At 67.4% G+C, this 19,418-nt stretch carries 21 protein-coding genes and 3 pseudogenes; 16 read left to right on the forward strand and 8 right to left on the reverse strand.

All coding sequences use genetic code 11. The features are described from left to right. The first annotated feature begins 33 nt into the window (after positions 1-33). The 5 genes and pseudogenes from E5671_RS43805 (at position 34) to E5671_RS43825 (ending at position 3,054) form a co-directional block, all read left to right on the forward strand. Positions 34-611: pseudogene (locus E5671_RS43805) on the forward strand (isoprenylcysteine carboxyl methyltransferase family protein). Further along, entirely contained in the window at positions 587-862 is a 276-nt protein-coding gene (locus E5671_RS43810) for a hypothetical protein (protein ID WP_160509747.1), read from the forward strand. Before E5671_RS43805 ends, E5671_RS43810 begins: the two are co-directional and overlap by 25 nt. Before the next feature lies 1 nt (position 863). Next, positions 864-1,244 (forward strand): fic family toxin-antitoxin system, toxin component, encoded by a 381-nt coding sequence (locus E5671_RS43815; RefSeq protein WP_336606017.1) that lies wholly within the window; start codon positions 864-866, stop codon positions 1,242-1,244. A gap of 137 nt (positions 1,245-1,381) precedes the next feature. After that, on the forward strand, positions 1,382-1,969 hold the full coding sequence (locus E5671_RS43820; RefSeq protein ID WP_160509748.1) for a hypothetical protein: 588 nt from the start codon (positions 1,382-1,384) through the stop codon (positions 1,967-1,969). A 221-nt stretch (positions 1,970-2,190) separates the two neighbouring features. After that, a complete protein-coding gene (locus E5671_RS43825; RefSeq protein ID WP_160509749.1) occupies positions 2,191-3,054 on the forward strand; it encodes an Imm49 family immunity protein in 864 nt (287 codons plus the stop codon). Positions 3,055-3,402: 348 nt separating this feature from the next. Here the strand turns inward: E5671_RS43825 and E5671_RS43830 are convergent. Both E5671_RS43830 and E5671_RS43835 read right to left on the reverse strand, forming a co-directional pair. Further along, positions 3,403-4,146, reverse strand: a pseudogene (locus E5671_RS43830) (transposase family protein); the annotation flags it as partial. A gap of 317 nt (positions 4,147-4,463) precedes the next feature. Next, complete coding sequence (locus E5671_RS43835; RefSeq protein WP_160509750.1) at positions 4,464-4,799, reverse strand: winged helix-turn-helix domain-containing protein; 336 nt, start codon at positions 4,797-4,799, stop codon at positions 4,464-4,466. Between the two features lie 171 nt (positions 4,800-4,970). On the opposite strand from E5671_RS43835, the gene E5671_RS43840 reads away from it, so the two are divergent. Then, entirely contained in the window at positions 4,971-6,113 is a 1,143-nt protein-coding gene (locus tag E5671_RS43840; protein WP_160509751.1) for an FAD-dependent monooxygenase, read from the forward strand. 509 nt (positions 6,114-6,622) lie between these two features. On the opposite strand, the gene E5671_RS43845 is transcribed toward E5671_RS43840, so the two are convergent. Together E5671_RS43845 and E5671_RS43850 are read right to left on the reverse strand one after the other, a co-directional pair. Then, on the reverse strand, positions 6,623-7,285 hold the full coding sequence (locus E5671_RS43845; RefSeq protein WP_336606018.1) for a hypothetical protein: 663 nt from the start codon (positions 7,283-7,285) through the stop codon (positions 6,623-6,625). A gap of 532 nt (positions 7,286-7,817) precedes the next feature. Continuing rightward, entirely contained in the window at positions 7,818-7,970 is a 153-nt protein-coding gene (locus E5671_RS43850) for a hypothetical protein (protein ID WP_160509752.1), read from the reverse strand. 821 nt (positions 7,971-8,791) lie between these two features. Here E5671_RS43850 and E5671_RS43855 point away from each other — a divergent pair. From E5671_RS43855 to E5671_RS43865, 3 genes are all read left to right on the forward strand, one after another. Further along, positions 8,792-8,995 carry a hypothetical protein gene (locus tag E5671_RS43855; RefSeq protein ID WP_160509753.1) on the forward strand — a complete coding sequence of 68 codons (204 nt, stop codon included), beginning with the start codon at positions 8,792-8,794 and terminating at the stop codon, positions 8,993-8,995. A gap of 519 nt (positions 8,996-9,514) precedes the next feature. Beyond that, on the forward strand, positions 9,515-9,964 hold the full coding sequence (locus E5671_RS43860; RefSeq protein WP_160509754.1) for an SRPBCC family protein: 450 nt from the start codon (positions 9,515-9,517) through the stop codon (positions 9,962-9,964). A gap of 68 nt (positions 9,965-10,032) precedes the next feature. Further along, positions 10,033-10,335 (forward strand): hypothetical protein, encoded by a 303-nt coding sequence (locus E5671_RS43865; protein WP_160509755.1) that lies wholly within the window; start codon positions 10,033-10,035, stop codon positions 10,333-10,335. A gap of 59 nt (positions 10,336-10,394) precedes the next feature. Here E5671_RS43865 and E5671_RS43870 read toward each other — a convergent pair whose 3' ends face one another. Beyond that, the gene (locus E5671_RS43870) at positions 10,395-10,796 is read right to left on the reverse strand and encodes a TlpA family protein disulfide reductase (RefSeq protein ID WP_160509756.1); all 402 of its coding nucleotides are present in this window, start codon (positions 10,794-10,796) and stop codon (positions 10,395-10,397) included. Between the two features lie 41 nt (positions 10,797-10,837). Between E5671_RS43870 and E5671_RS43875 the strand changes: the two genes are divergently transcribed. Next, entirely contained in the window at positions 10,838-10,975 is a 138-nt protein-coding gene (locus tag E5671_RS43875; protein ID WP_160509757.1) for a hypothetical protein, read from the forward strand. A 112-nt stretch (positions 10,976-11,087) separates the two neighbouring features. Here the strand turns inward: E5671_RS43875 and E5671_RS43880 are convergent, their stop codons facing one another. Next, positions 11,088-11,573 (reverse strand): RICIN domain-containing protein, encoded by a 486-nt coding sequence (locus E5671_RS43880; RefSeq protein WP_237330384.1) that lies wholly within the window; start codon positions 11,571-11,573, stop codon positions 11,088-11,090. Between the two features lie 256 nt (positions 11,574-11,829). On the opposite strand from E5671_RS43880, the gene E5671_RS43885 reads away from it, so the two are divergent. Further along, positions 11,830-12,015, forward strand: coding sequence for a hypothetical protein (locus E5671_RS43885; RefSeq protein WP_336606091.1), 186 nt, complete (start codon positions 11,830-11,832; stop codon positions 12,013-12,015). A 66-nt stretch (positions 12,016-12,081) separates the two neighbouring features. Here E5671_RS43885 and E5671_RS43890 read toward each other — a convergent pair whose 3' ends face one another. After that, a complete protein-coding gene (locus tag E5671_RS43890) occupies positions 12,082-12,426 on the reverse strand; it encodes a hypothetical protein (RefSeq protein ID WP_160509760.1) in 345 nt (114 codons plus the stop codon). A 333-nt stretch (positions 12,427-12,759) separates the two neighbouring features. Here E5671_RS43890 and E5671_RS43895 point away from each other — a divergent pair, with 333 nt between their 5' ends. From E5671_RS43895 to E5671_RS43910, 4 genes and pseudogenes are all read left to right on the forward strand, one after another. Continuing rightward, positions 12,760-13,785, forward strand: coding sequence for a DUF4185 domain-containing protein (locus E5671_RS43895; protein WP_160510816.1), 1,026 nt, complete (start codon positions 12,760-12,762; stop codon positions 13,783-13,785). Between the two features lie 139 nt (positions 13,786-13,924). After that, positions 13,925-14,695, forward strand: a complete 771-nt coding sequence (locus E5671_RS43900) for a serine/threonine protein kinase (RefSeq protein WP_160510817.1) — start codon at positions 13,925-13,927, stop codon at positions 14,693-14,695. 13 nt (positions 14,696-14,708) lie between these two features. After that, a complete protein-coding gene (locus tag E5671_RS43905) occupies positions 14,709-16,139 on the forward strand; it encodes a serine/threonine-protein kinase (RefSeq protein WP_160509761.1) in 1,431 nt (476 codons plus the stop codon). A 709-nt stretch (positions 16,140-16,848) separates the two neighbouring features. Continuing rightward, positions 16,849-17,219: pseudogene (locus E5671_RS43910) on the forward strand (transposase); the annotation flags it as partial. A 97-nt stretch (positions 17,220-17,316) separates the two neighbouring features. Here E5671_RS43910 and E5671_RS43915 read toward each other — a convergent pair. Then, complete coding sequence (locus E5671_RS43915; protein ID WP_160509762.1) at positions 17,317-18,045, reverse strand: SDR family oxidoreductase; 729 nt, start codon at positions 18,043-18,045, stop codon at positions 17,317-17,319. 76 nt (positions 18,046-18,121) lie between these two features. Here E5671_RS43915 and E5671_RS43920 point away from each other — a divergent pair, with 76 nt between their 5' ends. Then, the gene (locus E5671_RS43920) at positions 18,122-18,499 is read left to right on the forward strand and encodes a MerR family transcriptional regulator (RefSeq protein ID WP_160509763.1); all 378 of its coding nucleotides are present in this window, start codon (positions 18,122-18,124) and stop codon (positions 18,497-18,499) included. Positions 18,500-19,418 lie beyond the last annotated feature (919 nt).

A 19,418-nucleotide genomic window follows, 5' to 3' on the forward strand; every position in this document is an offset into this window, starting at 1 on the left:
TCCGCCGTCCGGGAGTGAGAAGGACGATCCGACATGTCCCTGGGCTGGGTCACGATCCCCGTAAGGCTGTTCGTTCTCATGACCGCGGTGGCCGCGGTGGCCGTCGTGCGCCTGGTCGAACTGACAACCGCCCGTCGGAACGCGCGATGGGCCATCGACCGCGGCGGCATCGAGTACGGGCAACGCCACCACCCCGTCATAATCACCCTTCATGTCTGCCTGCTCGTTGGGACCGTTGCAGAGGTCGCCTTCACCGACCGCGCCTTCGTTCCTTTGATCGGCTGGCCGTCCTCATCCTCGTGCAGGCAGGCCGCGCCTGGTGCATGAGGGCGCTCGGCCCTCGATGGAACACCCGCGTCATCGTCGTGCCCGGGCTGCCGCTGGTCACCACCGGGCCCTACCGTTGGATGCGGCACCCCAACTACCTCATCGTCCTGTTCGAAGGCGTCGCCCTGCCCCTCGTCCACACCGCATGGATTACTGCCATGCTCTTCACCATCGCCAACACGCCTTGGCTCGCCGTCCGCGTCCGCACGGAGAACGCGGTGCTAGGGCCTGAGGTGGGACCAGCGGCGCGGGGCAGTTCGTGGAGTTGTTCGCCGACCTCGTAGACGGACCCCTGCTGTTCGCGCTGCGCGTCATGTCGAAGGAGATCCGCTTGCAGAAGGACGATGAGACCTACGCGAACCTGGTGCGTCAGGCCGCCGGCGGCCACATCGCGCCCGACCGCTACGCCCGGCAGCTGCAGACCGCCGATCTTGCCCGGCCCCGGTTCACCGCGGCCGCCAAGGCCTTCGCCGACGAGCACGGCACCGCCTTCGCCGCAGAGTTCGGCACAGGCTCCACCAGCACTGCGGCCTGACGTGGCCTTCGTCCACATCATCGACGAGCGCTGGCTCCTGGCGGCCGCGCAGTCGCTATTCCCCGGCGATCCGGATGTGACTGATCACGGTGCGACCGGTGCCGCGGTCGCCCGCCATCAGCACGCGGTGATGGGCACCCTGGTCTACGAGTTCCCACACCACCGCGCCGCTGCTCCACCGCACAGCTTGGCCAGAGTGCCAGCGCTGGAGCACTCCGACGAGCTGTTCGCCGTGCAGGTGCAGGTCGCCGATGCCTACCTGCACGCCGGCGTGGTCAAGGCCGAGGTAAGCAGCAGAGACGCCATCGCCCTGGTCGCCGGGGTGGCCGAAGGCCGCCTGGGCGTCCGCGAGGTCGCCGCGGCGCTGAAGACCTGGACCTGACCGACCAAGATCAGGCGGGATGAGTTGAGTGCTGACCCGCATGCGTTCCATGGGTAGTGTGCTGCGCGTCGAGCGCATGGCGGACCGGCGCCGAAGGGCGCGTATGGGGCGGGAGTTGTCGGGTGACGGGGATGGTTGTGTTCGGCTTCGTGCTGGCCGGCGTACTGGTTGCCATGGGGTGCATCACCAAGGGCCGGATCCGTGCGGTACGGCACGCTGTGAACCCCGCGGCGCCTGAGCTTCCCGATGCCGCCTTTACTGTCGGCCGCGTGGTGCTGTTCAGCATGGCTGCGGTCGGGGTGTTCACCACGTTCCAGTTGATGGGTGCCTCGGATCGTACCGAGTGGAACGATGACGAACTGACGGGTGCCGCAGAGCAGGCCGTGGCAGCCCTGGACGGCAGTTCGCGCTTCGGCGACATCTTCGGTGACGACAGCGGATTCGACGATGAGTACGCGACGATGATCGAGGACGAGGTCGTCGAGCACGGCGGCGGCGACGCCCCGCAGCACGGGGTGGACGCGGTCCCGGCCTCCACCAATGAGGCATCCGACGCCAGCTACACCGTGGCCGCCTCCGGGGCACGAGTGACCGTGTGCGTGCATGTCGAGCGCACGAGGTCCAAGGATGACGACTACGAGCCCCCGGGCGTGGCCGGCGGCCCCGGTGCGGTGACCGTTCCGAGCTACCGGTTCGCGGTGACCAGCCGCGCCGGAGACTGTTGAACGCCGCCGCGCGGCGGGAGATCGAGCCGCGCAGCCGCCGCGCGGCGGGAGGGCGAGCCGCGCGGCCCAGATGGCCTGGCCCGAGACCAGCGGCAGCACGATTGCCGAGCGCTCTCCCATGCCCGGCCAGACCAACAAGCGCGATCCAGCCGGTTATCGAAGCGAGCTGCAACCAGACGCGGCGTGCCGCCGGCTCGCCATCAACAAGGAGGCCCCTTTCCGTGACGGTGCGCATCGACCGGCATGCACTGCCGACAGGGCCGGAGGCCGAAGCGTATGCGCAACGGCTCGGCCAGTACTGCAGCGAGAGGATCGATCAGCTGGAGGAGTCGACGGCTGTCATCGACGGGGACTTCGACACGGCGGGCTTGGTTCTGCGAGCGCGTTGTGTCCTTGACCCGCGGGCGGCAGCAGTGGAGACGTGGGAAGCCGCGGTCACGGCGATGCAAGTGGGGTCGGCGCTGTTTGCCGTCACCGGCGCCAGCGAAGGCACCGTGGAATACGTCATCGACCGCGAGGTGCGCAGCCTGCGGGCCATCGGCCCGATGCCTACCGCGGATGCGGGCACCTGGTTGCAGGCATTCTGGCTGGCTGTCATCTGCCGTGAGCAGGAACGGATGACGCAACTGTGTGAGATCCCGCTGGAACGCTTGCGCGCTCCGCACGGGAAGTACGACGGGTACGTCTACCACTGGGTCGACACCCTGCAGACCTACTGGCTGCGCCGGTCCGGCCTGGTGGAAAAGCTCACGGCCACGTTCGAAGCGTCCGACCCGTCGACGGCACGGATCGCCCCGCGAGACCTGCTGGACGGCATCCTCTATCCGCCGATCCACCTCTTCTACCGCTTCATCACCAAGGACGACGAGGGCTTTAGCCTGGCGCTGGCCGAGGCGCTCAAGTTGCACCAGGCGTACTGGACCTTGAACGAGGACCGGGCGAGTGACATCGACGGCAGCATCGCTCTGGGCCCGCTGGCCATCGCGTGCCTGGCCTACGACGGGAAGATTCCCATCGAGGTCGAGTCGCCCTACCTGCCCCACCACCTCCTGCGGCACAGCTGGCTGGGCGAGTTTCCCACCTGAGAGGACCACTCCCGGTCGAGGCCACCGTTGACAGGTGGTGACTGCGCACGGCCGCAACGGTCGTTGAACCGGTCGTGCACGCGGGCCCGGGGTGAGAACGCTCCTCCGGGCCCGCAATGGGTTCTGCGCTGCCGTCCCGGCCAAGCTCACCGTCCTGGACGCCGAGGGTCGCCCACTGGTCACCTACGCAGCCCAGCCCCCCCTGCGCCCCAGTCGTGGCAAGCAGAACTGGTCATCTTCGTCAGGCCCCCCAGCTACTGACCCGAGTGAGCGGGGCTCGCCTGCGCCCCGCACCCCGCACACCGCCAACACCCCGGCGGCACTACCGCCTGACATCTCGCGCCGCACCAAGGTGAGGACGGCCTGGACGAGGCTTGTGATACGGCTGGTAGAGCATCGCAGTTTGCGCATGAGCCGCCAGGTTTTGAGGGCGGCCATGGCCTGTTCGACGAGTGCACGGATCTTCGCGTGTGAGCAGTTGACGGCCCGCTGGCCAGGGGAGAGAGTCTCCCAGCGCCCCCAGTAGGGAACTCGCACGGTGCCGCCGACGCCCCGGTAGCCCTTGTCGGCCCAGCATTCCACCCCAGCCCCCGCCAGGGCACCGATGATGCCGTGGGTTCGCGCGGCCTTGATGTCGTGGACGGATCCCGGCAGCGCGGGCGAGGCCCACAGCAGCCGTCCTGCCGGGTCGGCGATCACCTGCACGTTCATGCCGTGCTTCTTATGTTTCCCGGAGTAGAAGGGTCGGTCGGCGGTGATTCGGTCGATCGGCAGCAGCGTGCCGTCCAGGATCACGAACGCCTTGCCGGAGGCTGTCCTCACCGCCTCGGCGAGGGTCGGAGCCAGAGCGGCCAGGACGTCGACGGCCTCGGCGATGTACCGGTAGGCGGTGGTGGTGCCCACACCGAACCCGGCGGCGAGCTGGGCGTAGGTATGGCCGCATCGTAGATGAGCCAGCACGAGCGGCGCCTGCCGCCCGGCGGCCAGCCGGCGCCATCGCGTCCCTTGCGCAAGACGACGTGCGGTCAACTCACGGGCGAGGAAGCGCAGAGCGGAGGCGGACAGATCGGCCCCGGCTGGGTAGATGAGCATCCGGAAAGCTCCTGGCAGGACGGCTTGGACTCGACACGCACCCGTCTACCAGGAGCTGCTCTACGCCCGGACCCTGCCCTCACCCCAGTGGCACCGCTCCGCACGCAGGTTGAGGAAACCTCAGTGGGTGTTGGTGTGAGGGAGCGCGCGCGGAAGTGCTCGGCGCTGATCACGAGCGCGGGACGGCAGTCGAAGCGACACCGATCCCCTTCGTGCCAGCGTCGTGCCCGGCTACCTGCGAGCCGGGCGCGAGCTGGATTCGGTCGAGCTCGCTGCTCAGGGCCGACTCGGACTCCCCTCCGGTGTGCTCACTGTGCTCAGCAAGGAGCGGTACCGCCCGGGGGCTCTGTTCCCAGGAGCGCGAGCAGCCCGGGGAATCTCTTCTCGATGTCCGCGCGTCGTAGACGGATGCCCTTGCGGTTGCCGTAGTCGATCTCGTCAATGAGACCTGCCTCGCGCAGGACGCGGAAGTGATGGGTCTGGTTCTGCTTCGAGATCGGAAGATCGAACGAGTTGCAGCCCCGCTCGTTGTCGCTGCGGTCGGCGGCCAACTGCGTCAACACCGAACGACGGTTCTCGTCGGCGAGGGCGCGAAACACCACACCCAGATCGAGCGCATCGGCCTCCGGACCGACCAGGTTCTTCCCGGCCACGCGGCACCCCCTTCAGGTACAACTTGAATTGTACCTGAAGGATGTGCTCCACTGAGGTACAAAATGTTTTGTACCTTGGTCCGATTGCGCTGCCCCGTGCCGCCGCGCCCTGAGCCCCGGCCCCGGCACTCACCGGGGGCCTGGTCATCGACACTCCGAGAGGTCATCGTCATGAAGAAGCCCGAGGTGCTGATAGTCGGTGCCGGAATCGCCGGGCCCGCGCTCGCGTACTGGCTCTCCCGGAATGGATACCGGCCGACGGTCGTCGAACACGCCCGGCAGCTGCGCTCCGGTGGCAGCGCGATCGTCGTGAAGGGGCCCGCGATCCCGGTCGCGGACCGCATGGGCATCCTCCCGCAGCTCCGCGAGCTCGCCACCCGCAATCGGTCGCTGACCCTGCTCGACCCCGGCGGCAGGCGAATCCTGCAACTCCCGCTCACCTCGGACGAGGCACCGACGGTCGAGGTGACCCGAGCCGACCTGTCCGAGGTGCTCCACCGGTCGGCGCAGACCGAGGCCGAGTTCCTGTTCGACGACACGGTCACCGCTCTCGACCAGGACGAAGGCGGGGTCGACGTCACCTTCCGGCGGTCCGCGCCACGGCGCTTCGACCTGGTAGTCGGTGCCGACGGGATGCACTCCACCGTACGGCGCCTGGTATTCGGACCCGAGCGGCAGTTCGCGAGCGACCTGGGCCTGTACGGCGCGACCGTCCCGCTGGAACCCGACGCCATCGAGGACCCGACCGAGATGACGATGCTGACCGTGCCGAACCGGATGCTGGTCCTCCACCCCTCGCGGACCACTCCGCTCGCGATCTTCACCTTCCGGGCCGCGCAGCCGGCGCCCCACGACCGCAAGAACATCGCCCTTCACAAGCAGACCGTGGCCGACGCCTACGCCGACGTGCGGTGGCGGGCACCGGAACTCGTGACGGCGTTCCTCGACCACCCGGCTCCGTTCTTCGACCCCCTGACCACCGTCCGGGTGCCCTCGTGGTCCCGCGGACGGGTCGTACTGCTCGGGGACGCGGCGGCGGCGACAGCCCTGCTGGGTGACGGGTCCAGCATGGCGATGGCGGGCGCGTACGCCCTCGCAGAAGAGCTCGCCGCCCATCCCGGTGATCACGCCCGCGCCTTCGCCGCCTACGAGTCGCGGCTCCGCCGTGAGGTAGGCCCGCGGCAGCGACGCGTCGGTCTGCTCTCCAGGCTCATGGTGCCCCGCACCCGGCCGGGCCTCGCGGTGCGCAACGCGGTGGGCCGCGCGGTCGGTCGCACGAACCGGATCACCTCTCGCGAAGCCGCGAACCGGTAGACCAGGTCGGCACAGACCGGTCACCGGTCGGTGCGCAGCTCCGCGGTAGCTCTCAGCCGGGTCGGCGCCGCCATGTCCGACGAGCCCGGCTCGGCGTGGTAGGTCATCGCCGATGCGGCAGGTCGGCTGCTGTCGGCCTCACCCACCGTTCCCGGCGCTCGCCGCGACATGGGCGCTGCCGGTGACTACGCCCCCGCGACGCGGAGGTGAAGTGCTGGGCGGACAAGGCGTATCAAGGCGTATCAAGGCGCCGACGGCACCATACGGGTGCCCTTCCGCGGCTGGCGTCTCAAGCTGCGGCAACGTCGGCACAACACACCCACGCCAGGATCCGTGGCCTCGGCGAGCAAGCCATGGCCGCCCTGAAGGGCTGGCGCCTCCCGCGGAAACTCCGCTGTAGCACCAACCGGGTCACCGCCATCGTGAAGACCATCCCCGCCCTTCGTCACGCCTCAACCTGAGGTTGGAAAAGGCTCATTGACCCGCCCCCGGGCGATTCCAGCCAGCGCTTACTCGCTGAATGCGGCCGCCAGCCAGGTCCGCCAGACGTGACGCGTATTCGGCACCTCGGGGCGGTCCAGGAGCCAGAGCACGTACCCGGCATGGCGCCGAGCCCAGGGATTGTCCGAACGGGCGGCCGTTTCAAGCCTGCCGCGCAGGTCGCCACAGTCCACAGCTCGGGCCACGCGCACGTACTCGCGGTCCTTGCAGCGGTATGGCCGCTGGACAACGATCTCGATCAGGTCCACAAGCTTGGTTCTGGCCATCTCATCGTGGTGAGCGACAGCCACATCTCGAATGAGGCTCTGCTTCGCGCCCCATGCCTTGGCGTGCCGTGTCCACTCCTGCGGATATCTCGCCTCCCACTCCAGGAAGAGCAGTACGTAGGGGAGACCCGGCCACGCGACGATGTCTGAACCGGCCGGCCGGTCCCACAACCCGTCGGGCAGCGAATACCCGCGGACCTTCTGGTAGTTCCTGCTCGCCGCCATCCGCCCCAGCGAAAACCTCCGTCGCCACGTCTTGGCGAGCCGATCCCAGGCGTCCTGGGTGTTCCTCTCCGCGTCAGCCAGACGAACAAGGGCCGCAGCACGTTCAGCCGGGTCGCTTGCTATCAGCCCGTACGCCCACCCCAGCCGCTCGTGCCACACATCGGCACCATCGATGCTCACGTCCGCTCCCTCATCACCGGGTAAATCATGCTCTACGTCAAACCGAAACCGGCCCTCATTTACCCCGGTGAAGCACCGCACACCGTCAGCCGTTGGCAGCACGGTGACAAGAAGCCTGCCTTTGAACGCGTAACACGATGGCTCGTCGGCGTACTGACCGCTTCTGTGGTATCACCTCAGGGTGTACGGACTCGGTTGACACCGACGAGCTGCCCGGCGTGTACCGCAACGAAGCGACCGGCGGCGAGTTCGGGGCGCTGTCGCGGGCGGCCAGGCCGTCCGGCCACCAGCGGGATGCCGTCGACCAGGCTGAGCGTCTGCGTGAGATTGACGTTCGCCGCAGCGGTGATACGCGGACCGCGACCGCCGCCCGGTCGGACAGGTTCTCAGCGAACTGCAGCACCGAGACCAGCGCGAGCTGCCCCGTCGACAGCCCCGGCCTGCCGTCGTCGGGGTACAGAACGGCGAACTCCTCGTCCTCGAACAAGAAATCCAACCGGTCCCGGATGAGCATGGCCGGGGTGCCTTTCGGTTAGAGGGTGTCGGCGGGGCAGGCGGGGGAGGTGGCTTGCGGGGCGGGCTTGAGGGTGTCGGGGTCGTCCAGAGCGATCATCGTTCCTACGCCGGCCGCGGTGAGGGCGAGGGCGGCGAGGGTGGGGACGATGGTGCGGGGTGGGACTTTCACGCGGTGTCCTTCGGGTGGGGCGGCTGCCCCAAAGGGCAGCGTCCTTGCGGGCGTCGCGGATCCGGGTAGCTCGCGCGTGGGTTCGACTCCGCATCGGGATCTTTGCTGGAGGAGTCCTACATTCCTACTGCGGTCAAGAGGCCGTCTTCAGGAGGAGCGATCATCAGTCATCCAGTTCGCGGAACCGTCCAGTCCTGGTCCCTGGAACCTGGTGAGTCTGTCCTCTTCAGGCCTGGTGGCCCCGGCGTCCGACTGGGAGAACGGTGGCGACGAAGACGCGGGCGGCGGCGAGGAGCAATGCATCCGTATCGAGTTTGACCATGGTTGAGATGCCGGGTGACCCCGGGCGGTACGTTCGAGGTCACCCGGCATCTCACATCGCGAAGGGGCTACGGCTTGGGCGAGAAGAAGTGGCGTAAGTGGCCCAGGAGTTCGCATCGCTATGTGGCCTCGTATGAGCCGCTAGGTGATCCGGAGCCGGACACCAGTGAGCGTGACGCCTGTGATGAACGGGTTTCTGCGTTTCTTGGTGAGGTGTCGGAGCTGGCGTTCGAAGCCGGGCCTCGGGGGCTGGAGCTGTCCCGGGTCGATGTTGAGACGGGCACCTGTCTGTTCCGCAGCGAGCCGGAGGCGGATCCCCGGGCTGTTATCCGCGAGACCGGAGGGCTGTCAGAAGCGGAGGTAGCGATGCCGGAAGGGCCGGAGGGGATGGTCCTTCCTGGATCTCCCCCGTGGTCGCATCTGGCGTGGCTGGTGGGGGAGTTGCCGTTCGTGTACTCGTTCCGCGATTACGGGCCGGAGGGGGTCCGGAGCTGCGCGGAGTGGATTCCCCTACCCGAGAGTGGGCGGATGTACTGGTCGACCACAACGGGGAACGGTGGCGGGTGCGGGTGGTGCTGGAGGGGCGCAGTGAGCCGCTGGAGTACCCGGGGATGGTGATCGGTGAGCTGTTCGGGGCGGGTGAGCACCGCAAGCGGGGGTTCCGGAGTAAGCAGGCTCCGTATCTGATCGACCCAGGACTCTAGAGGGGCGAACGTCGTCGGGGCCACTGTTTCTCCCTTTGGGCAGTGCCCGAAGAGGCAATGGCGACCGCCCCTGGCTCTTCCGGGGGCGAGTAGACGAAAACTGAAGCCGGTAGCCGGTAGCCGGTAGCCGGTAGCCGGTAGCCGGTAGCCGGTAGCCGATAGGCATAGCCGCTGCCGCAGTTCTTGCCGGCGCTGCACCCGCGAATGCCGCGCCTGAGCAGCAGCGTGACAGGCCCGCAGCTTCACCGGTTTCTCAAGCAGAGTCGGCCGAGGTCCTTTGGTGTCGTGCGGATGCTGCTGGTCAATCCGGGCCGAGCGTGACGTCGGGCGCTGAGACCTGGTTGTGGTCTTCGGGCCCGACGTTGTCGTGCCGGAGCGGGTGCCATGTCGTTGTAGCCGAGGGTGTCGGGGGCGGGCCGCCGCCTCACGCGTCCCTGGTGAGCCGCCACCGAGCCTGAGAGTGAGACCTGCGTTCGACCCGGGCAAGGGCCCGAAGTGCCCTGCATCTAGGGTGAGGTTGTGCATCGTTTCGAGGTCGTGACAGCTGTCGCCGCACCCCCGCACCAGGTGTTCGCGGTATGCCTGAACGTCGAGGCGCACACCCGCTCGATGGCCGAATCGTCGGAGCGAGCAGTTGGCGGCAAGACCCGGGGCGAGCTGGCGCTCGGCGACACGGTGACCTTCCAGGCTCGCCATCTCGGCCTGACCTGGCGGCTCAAGGCCCGCATCACCTCCTACGACCGGCCCCGATGTTTTGTGGACGAGCAGGAGTCCGGACCCTTCAAGCGATGGCGTCATGCCCACCACTTCGAGCCGGACGGCGCCGGCGGCACCATCATGAGAGACGTCATCGACTTCGCCTCACCGCTGGGGCCTGTCGGACGCATCGTCGACAGACTCCTCCTGAGCCGGTATATGCCCCACCTCATCAGGATCCGCAACGCCTACCTGGCCAGCACTTTCGACTGAGTGGCTGGGCCAGGCATCCCTGCTCCGCTGCATACGCCCCGCGCCGCCGGTGGATCGAGGCGGACGCGATGCGCCTGTGCCCAACAGAGCAACCCGCCGGGCAGAGCACCAGGGCCCGAATTGACAAGCGGACCGCGAATTCCTACCGGCTTGTCGGGAAGAAGGGCGGCAAGAACGATGTCCTGACCCAGACCGCCACCGAAAAGGACAACAACCAAGAGAAGATGGCCAACTGGAAGAAGCACAAGGGCCGGCAAGTACTACATCGTTTTCTGGCACAAGGCGGCAGGCAAGAAGACGACCGGCAGCGCGGTAACGGCCTCCATCACGCCGTCCAGGTCCACACGCACAATCTCGCCCTCGCGTCATGAACAGATAACCCAGGCCATCCGCCCTGACCTGCCCGAACACGTTCTTGTGCAACACGCTTTTAGGCGGGCTCCTTGAGCAGGGGGCCTGCCAGCGAACGTGTCACATCTTCGCTGATGGGGCCCCTCACCACACTCGCCACTCGCCCCTGCCGGTCGATGAACACCGTGAACGGAATCCCCGTACCCGTCACACCCCTCGGCAGCTTCACCGCCGGCTCAGCACTACACTCGGACAGCGCCACACCCGCCACCATGACCGCCGCAGCAGCCCACGCGATCTTCTTCATGGCGGGTAAGTCTCCCAGGGCGTAATCCGCCACCCCGCACCCGGGACTGTCAAAGGAACGGGCTGTTCCGTAGCGGGTGTTGACGCCTTCGGTGCGGCCGTTGTGGCGGGGCAGGGTGACTCCGGCGATCATCGGAAGCTGACGAGGGCGATCGTGGTCGCCGACCTCGGGCACGTCTAGATCAAGCGCAGCAACACGGCCCAGGCCCTTGCCACTTGGAACGACTTCCTCGACTGCGCCACGGCGTGCAGCCCGTCCGCATCGACGACGGCATCAGCAACATCGGCGCCCGCCTCCCGCTCATCACCGACACCGCGGGCGCGGTGGCGCCCGGCCTCGCCTCCCGCAGCTGACTCGCACCCCGAAGACTCCGGGGCGGGGGCCAAGACGGCCGTGACGGCCCGCCCTGGCCACATCCACCCCGTGTGCTCATCTAGGTGCGGCTGACGCTCGGCGGGTCGGCTCTCATGCGGTCTGGTACCACTTCTGGTACATGTTGTCCGGCCCGCAGGCGCGGCCGTACACCTCGCCGGCGGCATTCGCGTCCAGGCAGTTCCCTCCACCGTCGCCGACGGTGCTCAACATGCCGTCTCCGACCTGCCGCCACTTCGCGAAGTCCTGCGGGCAGCCATGTCCCGGCTCGACGCCTTGAACTACCCCATTGCCCATCCACAGGCAGAGGCCCGTCCCGACGTTCACCCACTGGTCTCCACCGGCAACGGGCCGGACGTCCCACTGCTGGTTGGCGTTGTTCGGCGTGCACGGGCGCGCGAGGATCTCACTTCCCTCCCCGCCGTCCAGGCACAGTCCGGTGGCCTTGTTGAACACGCTGATCACGCCTGCTTTCTTCGTGACCTCTGCCTGCGCACCATTCGCGATTCCGGCTCCCGCCGTCAGAGTGAGTGCGGCGGCAGCCGCGACAATTGCGGACCTTTTGATGGTCGTGTACATGTGCCCCACTTCTCCTCGTTGTTGATCCTTCACGTCCGTGTTGGGGGGACGCATTTTCAAGGACTCCTCCTCTGATCGTTTCCAAAGTCTCGGGTCTGTTCTTTCGTCAACGGCAGGAGGCCGGCCTCGGGACCGGTCGGTCCCGGCCCTCTCCCTGGATCGGAGCACCAGGCCCGAGCCTGTGAGGCTGCCGTGGCGGGTCGCAAGCAGGGCGAACGCCTGATGCGCGAGCCCGATATCGCAGGTACCGAACCGGCTGTGGGTCACCGACCAGACCATGATCTCCACCGGCGAGGGACCGTTGTGGCTCTCCGCGATCCGCGACGCGTTCTCCTGCCGGGTTGCCGTGGGGGAGACCTCCGCCCGCGCGAACGCCGAGCTGGTGCTCACCACCCTGGAGTACGCACTCGCCTCCCGCGTGATCGTGCGTCCTGTTCGGTAGCGCCATGGACGCAGAGGGGCTGCCCCGGGGCCGGATAGCCTGGGGGCAGCTGTTAGGCCCGGGGCTTCAGCAGTAGACCTCGACCCTGGTGGCCAGGAGGTTGTCTGCGTTTATGGGCCGCTCGCTGTTCGGCGCCACGTAGTCCCATCGCTCTCCCTGGTAATAGACCCGGAAGGCGTTTCCATGGGCTTTGGCATAGTAGAAGTAATCGTTGACGGGGTTGGTGCCGCACTGGGGCAGATTCCACACCTGAGAGGAGGTGTGGTAAATGCAGGCCCTGCCGTAGTCGCAGTATTCCTTCCAGTACTCGGCGCCGACGTCTGCCGATGCGGTGCCGGTGCTGCCGACAAGTGCTGCCGTGCCAAGTGCGGTTGTCAGGGCTATGGCCCTCGCCCGGGTGCGCCACCTCATGTGTCGCTTCCTTCCTGTTCGGACGGCTCGACGCCGCAGTTCGCTTTGGACCAACGTGGCCTTCGCCGAGCGATCGCACCACCTGACGTCTGTCAGGGACACTGCGCGAGCAGCGGCTCCCTACGCTGTGTGCCGACCCAACCGGACTGTCCTGGACAGGAGTTGATGATGCGTAGGTCGAGGTACCCGAGGCCCGAAGGTGTGGGCGGCATCGGCCGTCGGGCGGCGGCCAAGGCGGCCCTGGGGGCTGCTCTGGGGGCGGTGGGGCTGACCGCTGCGCCGCATCGAGCGATAGCGTCCGAGCCGACGGTCGTTGCTCCGTCGGCCTCCCGTATGAACAAGGTCAGGGACCTGACGGGCGCGGCCGAGACGAGCCGGTTCGGGGCTCGATGGACAGACCTCTGCATACCAGCGCTGTGTCCCGGAAATGGCGCGATGTTCTTCGCGGGAGGAGATACTTACGACGGTGATGTTCCACTGGCCGGAGAATGGAATGCTCCTGTGGGACTGCTTTCGAGTAGCACTGCGCTGAATTCGCTGCGTGTGGACAGCTGCGTGAGCCATCCGGGCACCCAGCACGTCAGAGCTCTGGTTCCCGAGGGTCACATCCCTGTGCCTCCGCACGGAAATCGGACGACGGCTTTGCCGTCCGATGTGTTCACCATCGGGGACGTGATGTACATGCACCTCATGCGTGGTCCCCTGTACGAGACGCACCACACCGACTTCTGGCGCTCCGGAGACAAGGGCGAGACATGGCAGTACGTGGCTCAGTGGAGCGATGACAGAAACCCGCTCACCCGTCGGCAGAAGACCTACGCCGTGGCCGACGACGGTTACTGCTATGTCCTGTCGACGGCCTTCGACCGTGCCGTGGTGTCGGACCTGTTTCTGCACCGGGTCCCCCAAGACATGGTTGGTGACCCTGCCGCCTATCAGCCGTGGGGATTCGCCGACGGCGCATGGGCCTGGGGCAATCCGCCGACGACTGTTGCCCGGCCACGGCAGTGGGGCGACATATGTCTGCGCGCGATGGGAGGACAGTACGTCTTCACCTGGCTGGACATGGTCCCGGATGGCGCCCCGCGGCCTCCGGTGGGCGTGCCGGAAATAAGGGCCCAGGTCCTCCCGCTGCCCACCTCCAACCTGTTCACCACCCCGGAGCAGCAGCTCATCACGCATGTGCCGGCCGGACAGGAGAGCGGGGCCCACGTCACCTCTCCCTATGGCGGATTCATCATCCCCGGCTCGACGTTCGACGACTTCCACATCGCGGTCAGCCAGTGGTACTTCGACGGAGCGGCCAAGCAGCACTACTACCGCGTCATGCAGTACGGCGGAGCCCTCTCTTCTCCCTGATGGAAAATACCGGCCATTCTCGAGGGCGGGTGGTGGTGGGCGACATGGCCCGCACCTATCCTGCTGGCGGTGCGCAACATGAAAGCACCGCGACGCCGGATCGGGAGTGACGGTCCAGCCGGGCCAATGGGGGGGGCGCGTGGATTCCGTCATCGTGCAATTGCCTGAGCGAGCGGAGGGACGATCGCACCAGTCTGCCGAGCCAGGCCGCCCTGAGCTGCTGCGGCTCGCGCCTGGTGACACCGTCGACTTCGGGCGTGGCACACCGGAAACACCCGTTCCCCTCATGCTCGACGACCCTGCTGTCTCGCGCAGGGCCGGGCAGATCACGGCGACCGAGGACTACTGGCGGCTGTCCAATTTCAGTCAGACGTCGACCTACGCTGTCGAGAACCTCGAAGGCGCGGGAGAGCACATCAGAGTCTCGCCGGGCAGGATCGGCGCACCGGTGCCGTTCGAGTTCTCCCGTGTGGTGCTGCCCGGAGTGGACAAAGAGAGCTCCTTCAAGGTGTTCGCAACGGAGCACGTGTTCCAGGACGGCGAACCGCCACCATTCCGTGGGGAGCCGACGCTGAGCCCGTTCGCCCTCGACCCGACGTCGAAGTACTTCCTGGTCCTGCTGGCATTGTGCGAGCCGCGGCTGCGCAACGCCTCCAGCAGCGCCGTACCGGGCGTCGGCGACGTGCTGGAGCGACTTCACGCACTGGAAGGCTGCCGCGAACTGACCCGCTCGGCCGTCAACTTCCACATCGACTACCTCGCTTCCGTGAAGCTCCGGTTGCGCAGTGACGAGACACCGCCGAACCGTTGGGGAGGCGGCAAGCGCGACGAACTCATCGCGTTCGCCCTGCGCTTCGATCTGGTACGGGAGAGCCATCTCGCCCTGCTGCCCACCGCGGACGGACGGTAGGAGAAACAGCGGGATGAGCAGTGCCAAGGCGTCACGGCCCGGTCTGCTCCCCGGCCACCGCGTCGGGGACTGGGCCGTGACCGGCCATATCGGCGACGGCGGTTGGGGCAGCGTCTACGCGGCCGAGCACATCGCCGACAAGTCCACGGTCGCGATCAAACTGCTGCGTACGGACCTGCTCCCCCCTGCCCAGCGCGCCTCGATGGACGAACTGATGCGGCGCGAGGTGCGCTTTAGCCTCATGGCCGAGCACCCCAACGTCGTGCGTACCCACGCCGCTCTCACCCTCAAGGACCGGGAGCGTCCCGACCTCGACGGCATGACCGCACTGGTGATGGACCGCGCTGAGCGCAGCCTGCAGGATCTGCTCCACGATGCCCCCGTGGGCATACCTGTGCCCAACGCCCCTCAACTCCTTGTGGGCATCAGCGCCGGATTGGCCCACATCCATTCCCGCGGCTGGGTACACGGCGACCTCAAGCCCGCCAACATCCTGCTCGCACGCGACGACCAGGTATGGCTCGCGGACTTCGGCCTCAGCGCCGAACTGGAAGGCACCCACGCCTACATACCGCCGCTCGGCTCGCTCGATCACGTACCGCCCGAGTGGTGGAGCCAGCGCAGCTCGCTGCGCGGCGCGCCCTTGCGCCCGACGGCGGACATCTGGGCTTTCGGCGTCGTGGCCCACCAAATACTCACCGGCGGCCTGCACCCCTTCCCCGGCGGTACGGCGCGAGCCCGCGGGATGGCTGCCGACACTTATGCGCGCGGAGGCACACGGCTGCGACTTGATGACGCCGTACCCCTGCAATGGCGTGGCCTGATCACGGACTGTCTGCGCCCGGACCACAGATCCCGGGCCTCGCTGAGCGCGCTCGACATGATGCGCCGCGTACGAACCCTGGCGGCGCCTCCCGCAGCACACCGCCGCGGCCGCGCAATCCTGGGGCCGGTCGGCTCACTGCGGCTTGTCACGGCGGCGCTCGCCGTCACGCTGCTCTCCGGAGACATCCCCGCAGGACACGGCCCGGCACTCCAGGGCTCTCGTCCCACCGGTAGCAGCACCGTCCGCACGTTCCAGAACATGTATACGAAGGCATGTATGGACGACAGCCTTGAATTCGGTCTGCGCGGCTATGCCTGCAACGGCTTGGACTTCCAGAGATGGAGGATCCGGCGCACCGACGGCACCATGCAGCAGATCGAGAACATCGACACCCACCAGTGCCTCTACGACGACGGCATTGTGCTGGACACCAAGCCCTGTGACTCCTCGCTGCCGCGGAGCTGGGTCGTCCTCACCAACGAAGGGCGCCCCGACACTGTCCGGAGCCGGGCCACAGGCAAGTGTCTCCACGACGGTGAATACGGCCTGCAGACGCTCCCCTGCTGGCCAGGGAGCGTCCGCCAGCAGTGGCGGGAACGGGGACGGCCGGACGCTTAGAGGACCTCTAAAACGTGTTGCACAAGGCTGTGTTCGGGCAGGTCAGGGCCGGTGATCGCGGCTTTCTGGTAATGAGGCGAGGGCGAGGTTGTGCATGTGGGCGACGGCTTGGGCGGCGTGATGGAGGCCGTTGCCGCGTTGCTGGCAGTCGCGGAGGATCTTGTAGCTCTCACCCCCGCTGCCCCGTCACCGACACCACGGCACCCCATTTCTGCGGCGCCAGGCGCGGAGGGCAGATCGATCACCACGTTCGCGACACGCCATAGATATGGCGATCGCCGGCGGGCGCCTGCTTCTCCGAACTTGCGGAAGGCACGAACTGCGCAGCCCTGATCCGCCCGGGCTGACGGAATCGATCTAGCGTGTGTCGTCAACTGGCAGACGAGACAGGGGGAACACAGATGCAGCTGGGGTACGACAGGCCACGATTGCGATCGGGGAGAACCGCAACGGCCGTCGTTGCAGCGCTGCTTCTGAGGCACTGGCAAGATTTCCGTGAAGTTTGGGTGTGCCACCGCGCCACCGTGCGCCGGTGACGCTCCGTCACAGGACGCGGCATTGTCGACGAAGTGTGATGACCTCGTCCAGATCGTGTCTCCGCACCTCGATGCGGTGCGGGTGGAACGGGTGTGGGTGGCGGGCGGCGTGGTCCGTATCGCGGCCTGCACCCGGGAGTTGACGGTGGCGTGTCCGGACTGCCACCGTGGTTCGCGGCAGGCGCAAAAGCTTCTCCTGGCGCGACTACCGGGACCTGCTGAACGCCGCCCACCGGCAGCTCGGCGGCCCGATCGTCCTGGTCCGGGACAACCTCAACGTCCACAAAGCCGCCGACCTGCGGCAGTGGGCGGCAGCCCGGGAGTGGCTGACCATCTACTACCTGCCGCCCTACGCACACCCGGCCTCAACCGCGTCGAAGTCATCTGGCCTCTCCTGCGACGCGGATGGCTCTCCAACGTCGCCTTCAGTGCTCCCGAACACCTCGACCAGCGCATCCGACGCGGCTTACGCCTCATCCAGTACCGCAGTCACCTCATAGACGGCTGGCTCGCCAAGACCGGCCTGACCATCGGACCCGCCTGATCAGCGACACGACACCACGACTCCAACCTCAAGTAGAGGAGTTCGAGAGGCCGATGGAGAAGCAGCCGACCGAAGTCCGTGCGGCCCGAGGGGCCCCTCAGGCCGCCATCAGCGCCGCCAGGGCGCGGTCCATTGCGGCGTTGAACTCTTCCGGCGTCAGCGGGAGACGGGACTTGACGTCCCGACTCCACTGGTCGGCGAGGACCTCGGCGGACCCCGCCTCAACACCGTCGAGCGCCGCGTCGGCCAGGTCCGACGGAGCGAGCTTGTCCACGGGCCAGCCCGCCGTCATGTCGGTGTCGGCCAGGCCGAGGTGTACCGCTGTGACGAGCGTGCCCTGCTCGGCGAGCTCCAGGCGAACGCCGTTGGTCATGGCCCAGGCGGCGGCCTTGGTCAGGTGGTAGGCGTTGGCGCCCTTGCCCCCGAACCACGACATGGCGGAGAGGACGTTGACGATCGCGCCCCCGCCGTTCCTGGCGAGCGCCGGCGCGAACTCCCGGATCATTCCCAGGTGGCCGAACATGTTGGTCTCCATCTCGTGCCGCACCGTGTCCAGCGAACCGGTCACCAGGTTGGTCCCCGTACTGATTCCCGCGTTGTTGATGAGTAGCGAGACGTCCGGGGCGGCCTCGGCGGCGGCCCTCACGGATGCGGGATCGGTGATGTCGAGGGGCAGCACCTCGACCCCGGGCAGGTCCAGGGTCTCCGGTCGGCGGGCCGTCGCGTAGACCTTGCGGGCGCCCCGTTCGAGCAGGCGCTGGGCGAAGGCGCGGCCCAGGCCGCGGTTGGCTCCGGTGACAAGGGCGACGGAGTTGTTGATATCCATGACCGGTACGCTAAAACCTGACGCTAGCGTCAGAGGCAAGTGCTGCTCGTCAGGGCCAGGGGTGAGAGGAATCACCATGACTGTCACAGTGGCCGCAGCCGAGCGGTTGATCCGCATCGGCGAGGTGGCACGAGGTGCCGGCGTCTCAGTGCGCGCCGTGCGCTACTACGAGCAGCAAGGGCTGCTCATCGCGGAGCGCAGCCCGTCCGGCCAGCGCTTGTACCGGCAGGACGCCATCCCCCTGATCCGCTTCTTCCAGCAGATGTTCGCCGCCGGTCTCACCAGCCGAAGGATCAGCGAACTCCTGCCGTGCTGGGACTCCGGGCACACCGACGCCGAGCAACGAGCCATGCTGCGAGCCGAGCGCGAGCGCATCCAGGCCAAGATCGACGACCTGCAGGCCGCCCTGGACCACCTCGACGAGGTCATCGCGATCACGGACACGCACCCGTAGGCGCGGTCGGCCAGACGTCTCATCAGCGATCTAACCTCGTTGTCCTGGTTGGGGCGATGAGGAGTCGTTGAGAGGGAACTGTTATCGGGCGGCCGACGCGATTTTCGGTGTTCGGGCAGGGCGGAGACCGGCGCGGTGGTCTGGTTCTCCAGGGTCTTTCCGGTCGTGGGCCGTCAGGTTTTGCCGGTCAGCTGGCAGGACGGTGTAGTGCGGCGACGCGAGAGCAGCCATGCACGTAACTCAGCACGCCAGCAGGGCGAAAGTTGCCTGATGCGGCACTAGAGGCTCCCCACCAGGGCGCCCTGGTGGGGAGCCTCTAGCTGTTCTTGTTGCCAGAGTCCGGCCTACTCGTCCTCTTCGGCTTCGAGAAGCCACACCAGCTTCTTGCGTTCTTCTCGGTCCATGCGGCGACGCACTTCCCCGGTGGACCCGGGCCGGGTCAGTCCAGGGAAGTGTGTCCACCAGCTCGTCGGGGTTGGCCGTGGGGCCGCCGGCGTAGCCGAACCCGAGGCCATTCTGGACGACCCGCAGTGGGTGGAGTGGCGCGGTGGTCCCGCCCACGAGTTCAGCGCCGCCTGACGATCGAGCGGCGGCGGCAGCGGCCGGGCCGGATGGTCCTGCCCAGCCGCGTGGCTACTCCCAGGGTCGTGGTAGCGCGGCCACAGGGATCTGAGCCAGTCGGGCGGGTTGGTGAGAAGCCGCGTCACATCTTCCCTGTGAGTCACCAGAGTTGGTCACCGGGAGGTGAAGTGCAGGATCTGGGAATGCAGTCTCCGCGCGACGCCGCAAGTACAGCTGTCCGGCCTGCTGGGGGTGGCATTTCGCCAGACCCGACGGGAACGGCCGGGTTCGCCGCCATTCAAGGGACAGTGATCGCATTCGCCTGAAACGCTGTGCTCTGCGCCCGGCCCTGAAGGTA

The organism is Streptomyces sp. BA2 (assembly GCF_009769735.1).
GTDB lineage: Bacteria > Actinomycetota > Actinomycetes > Streptomycetales > Streptomycetaceae > Streptomyces.

Coding starts and splice junctions, on each gene's coding strand:
- E5671_RS43905 (WP_160509761.1), top strand. CDS start 14,709: ATGAGCAGTGCCAAGGCGTCACGGCCCGGTCTGCTCCCCGGCCACCGC.
- E5671_RS43890 (WP_160509760.1), bottom strand. CDS start 12,426: ATGAGGTGGCGCACCCGGGCGAGGGCCATAGCCCTGACAACCGCACTT.
- E5671_RS43840 (WP_160509751.1), top strand. CDS start 4,971: ATGAAGAAGCCCGAGGTGCTGATAGTCGGTGCCGGAATCGCCGGGCCC.
- E5671_RS43895 (WP_160510816.1), top strand. CDS start 12,760: ATGAACAAGGTCAGGGACCTGACGGGCGCGGCCGAGACGAGCCGGTTC.
- E5671_RS43920 (WP_160509763.1), top strand. CDS start 18,122: ATGACTGTCACAGTGGCCGCAGCCGAGCGGTTGATCCGCATCGGCGAG.
- E5671_RS43880 (WP_237330384.1), bottom strand. CDS start 11,573: ATGTACACGACCATCAAAAGGTCCGCAATTGTCGCGGCTGCCGCCGCA.
- E5671_RS43915 (WP_160509762.1), bottom strand. CDS start 18,045: ATGGATATCAACAACTCCGTCGCCCTTGTCACCGGAGCCAACCGCGGC.
- E5671_RS43865 (WP_160509755.1), top strand. CDS start 10,033: ATGCGCCTGTGCCCAACAGAGCAACCCGCCGGGCAGAGCACCAGGGCC.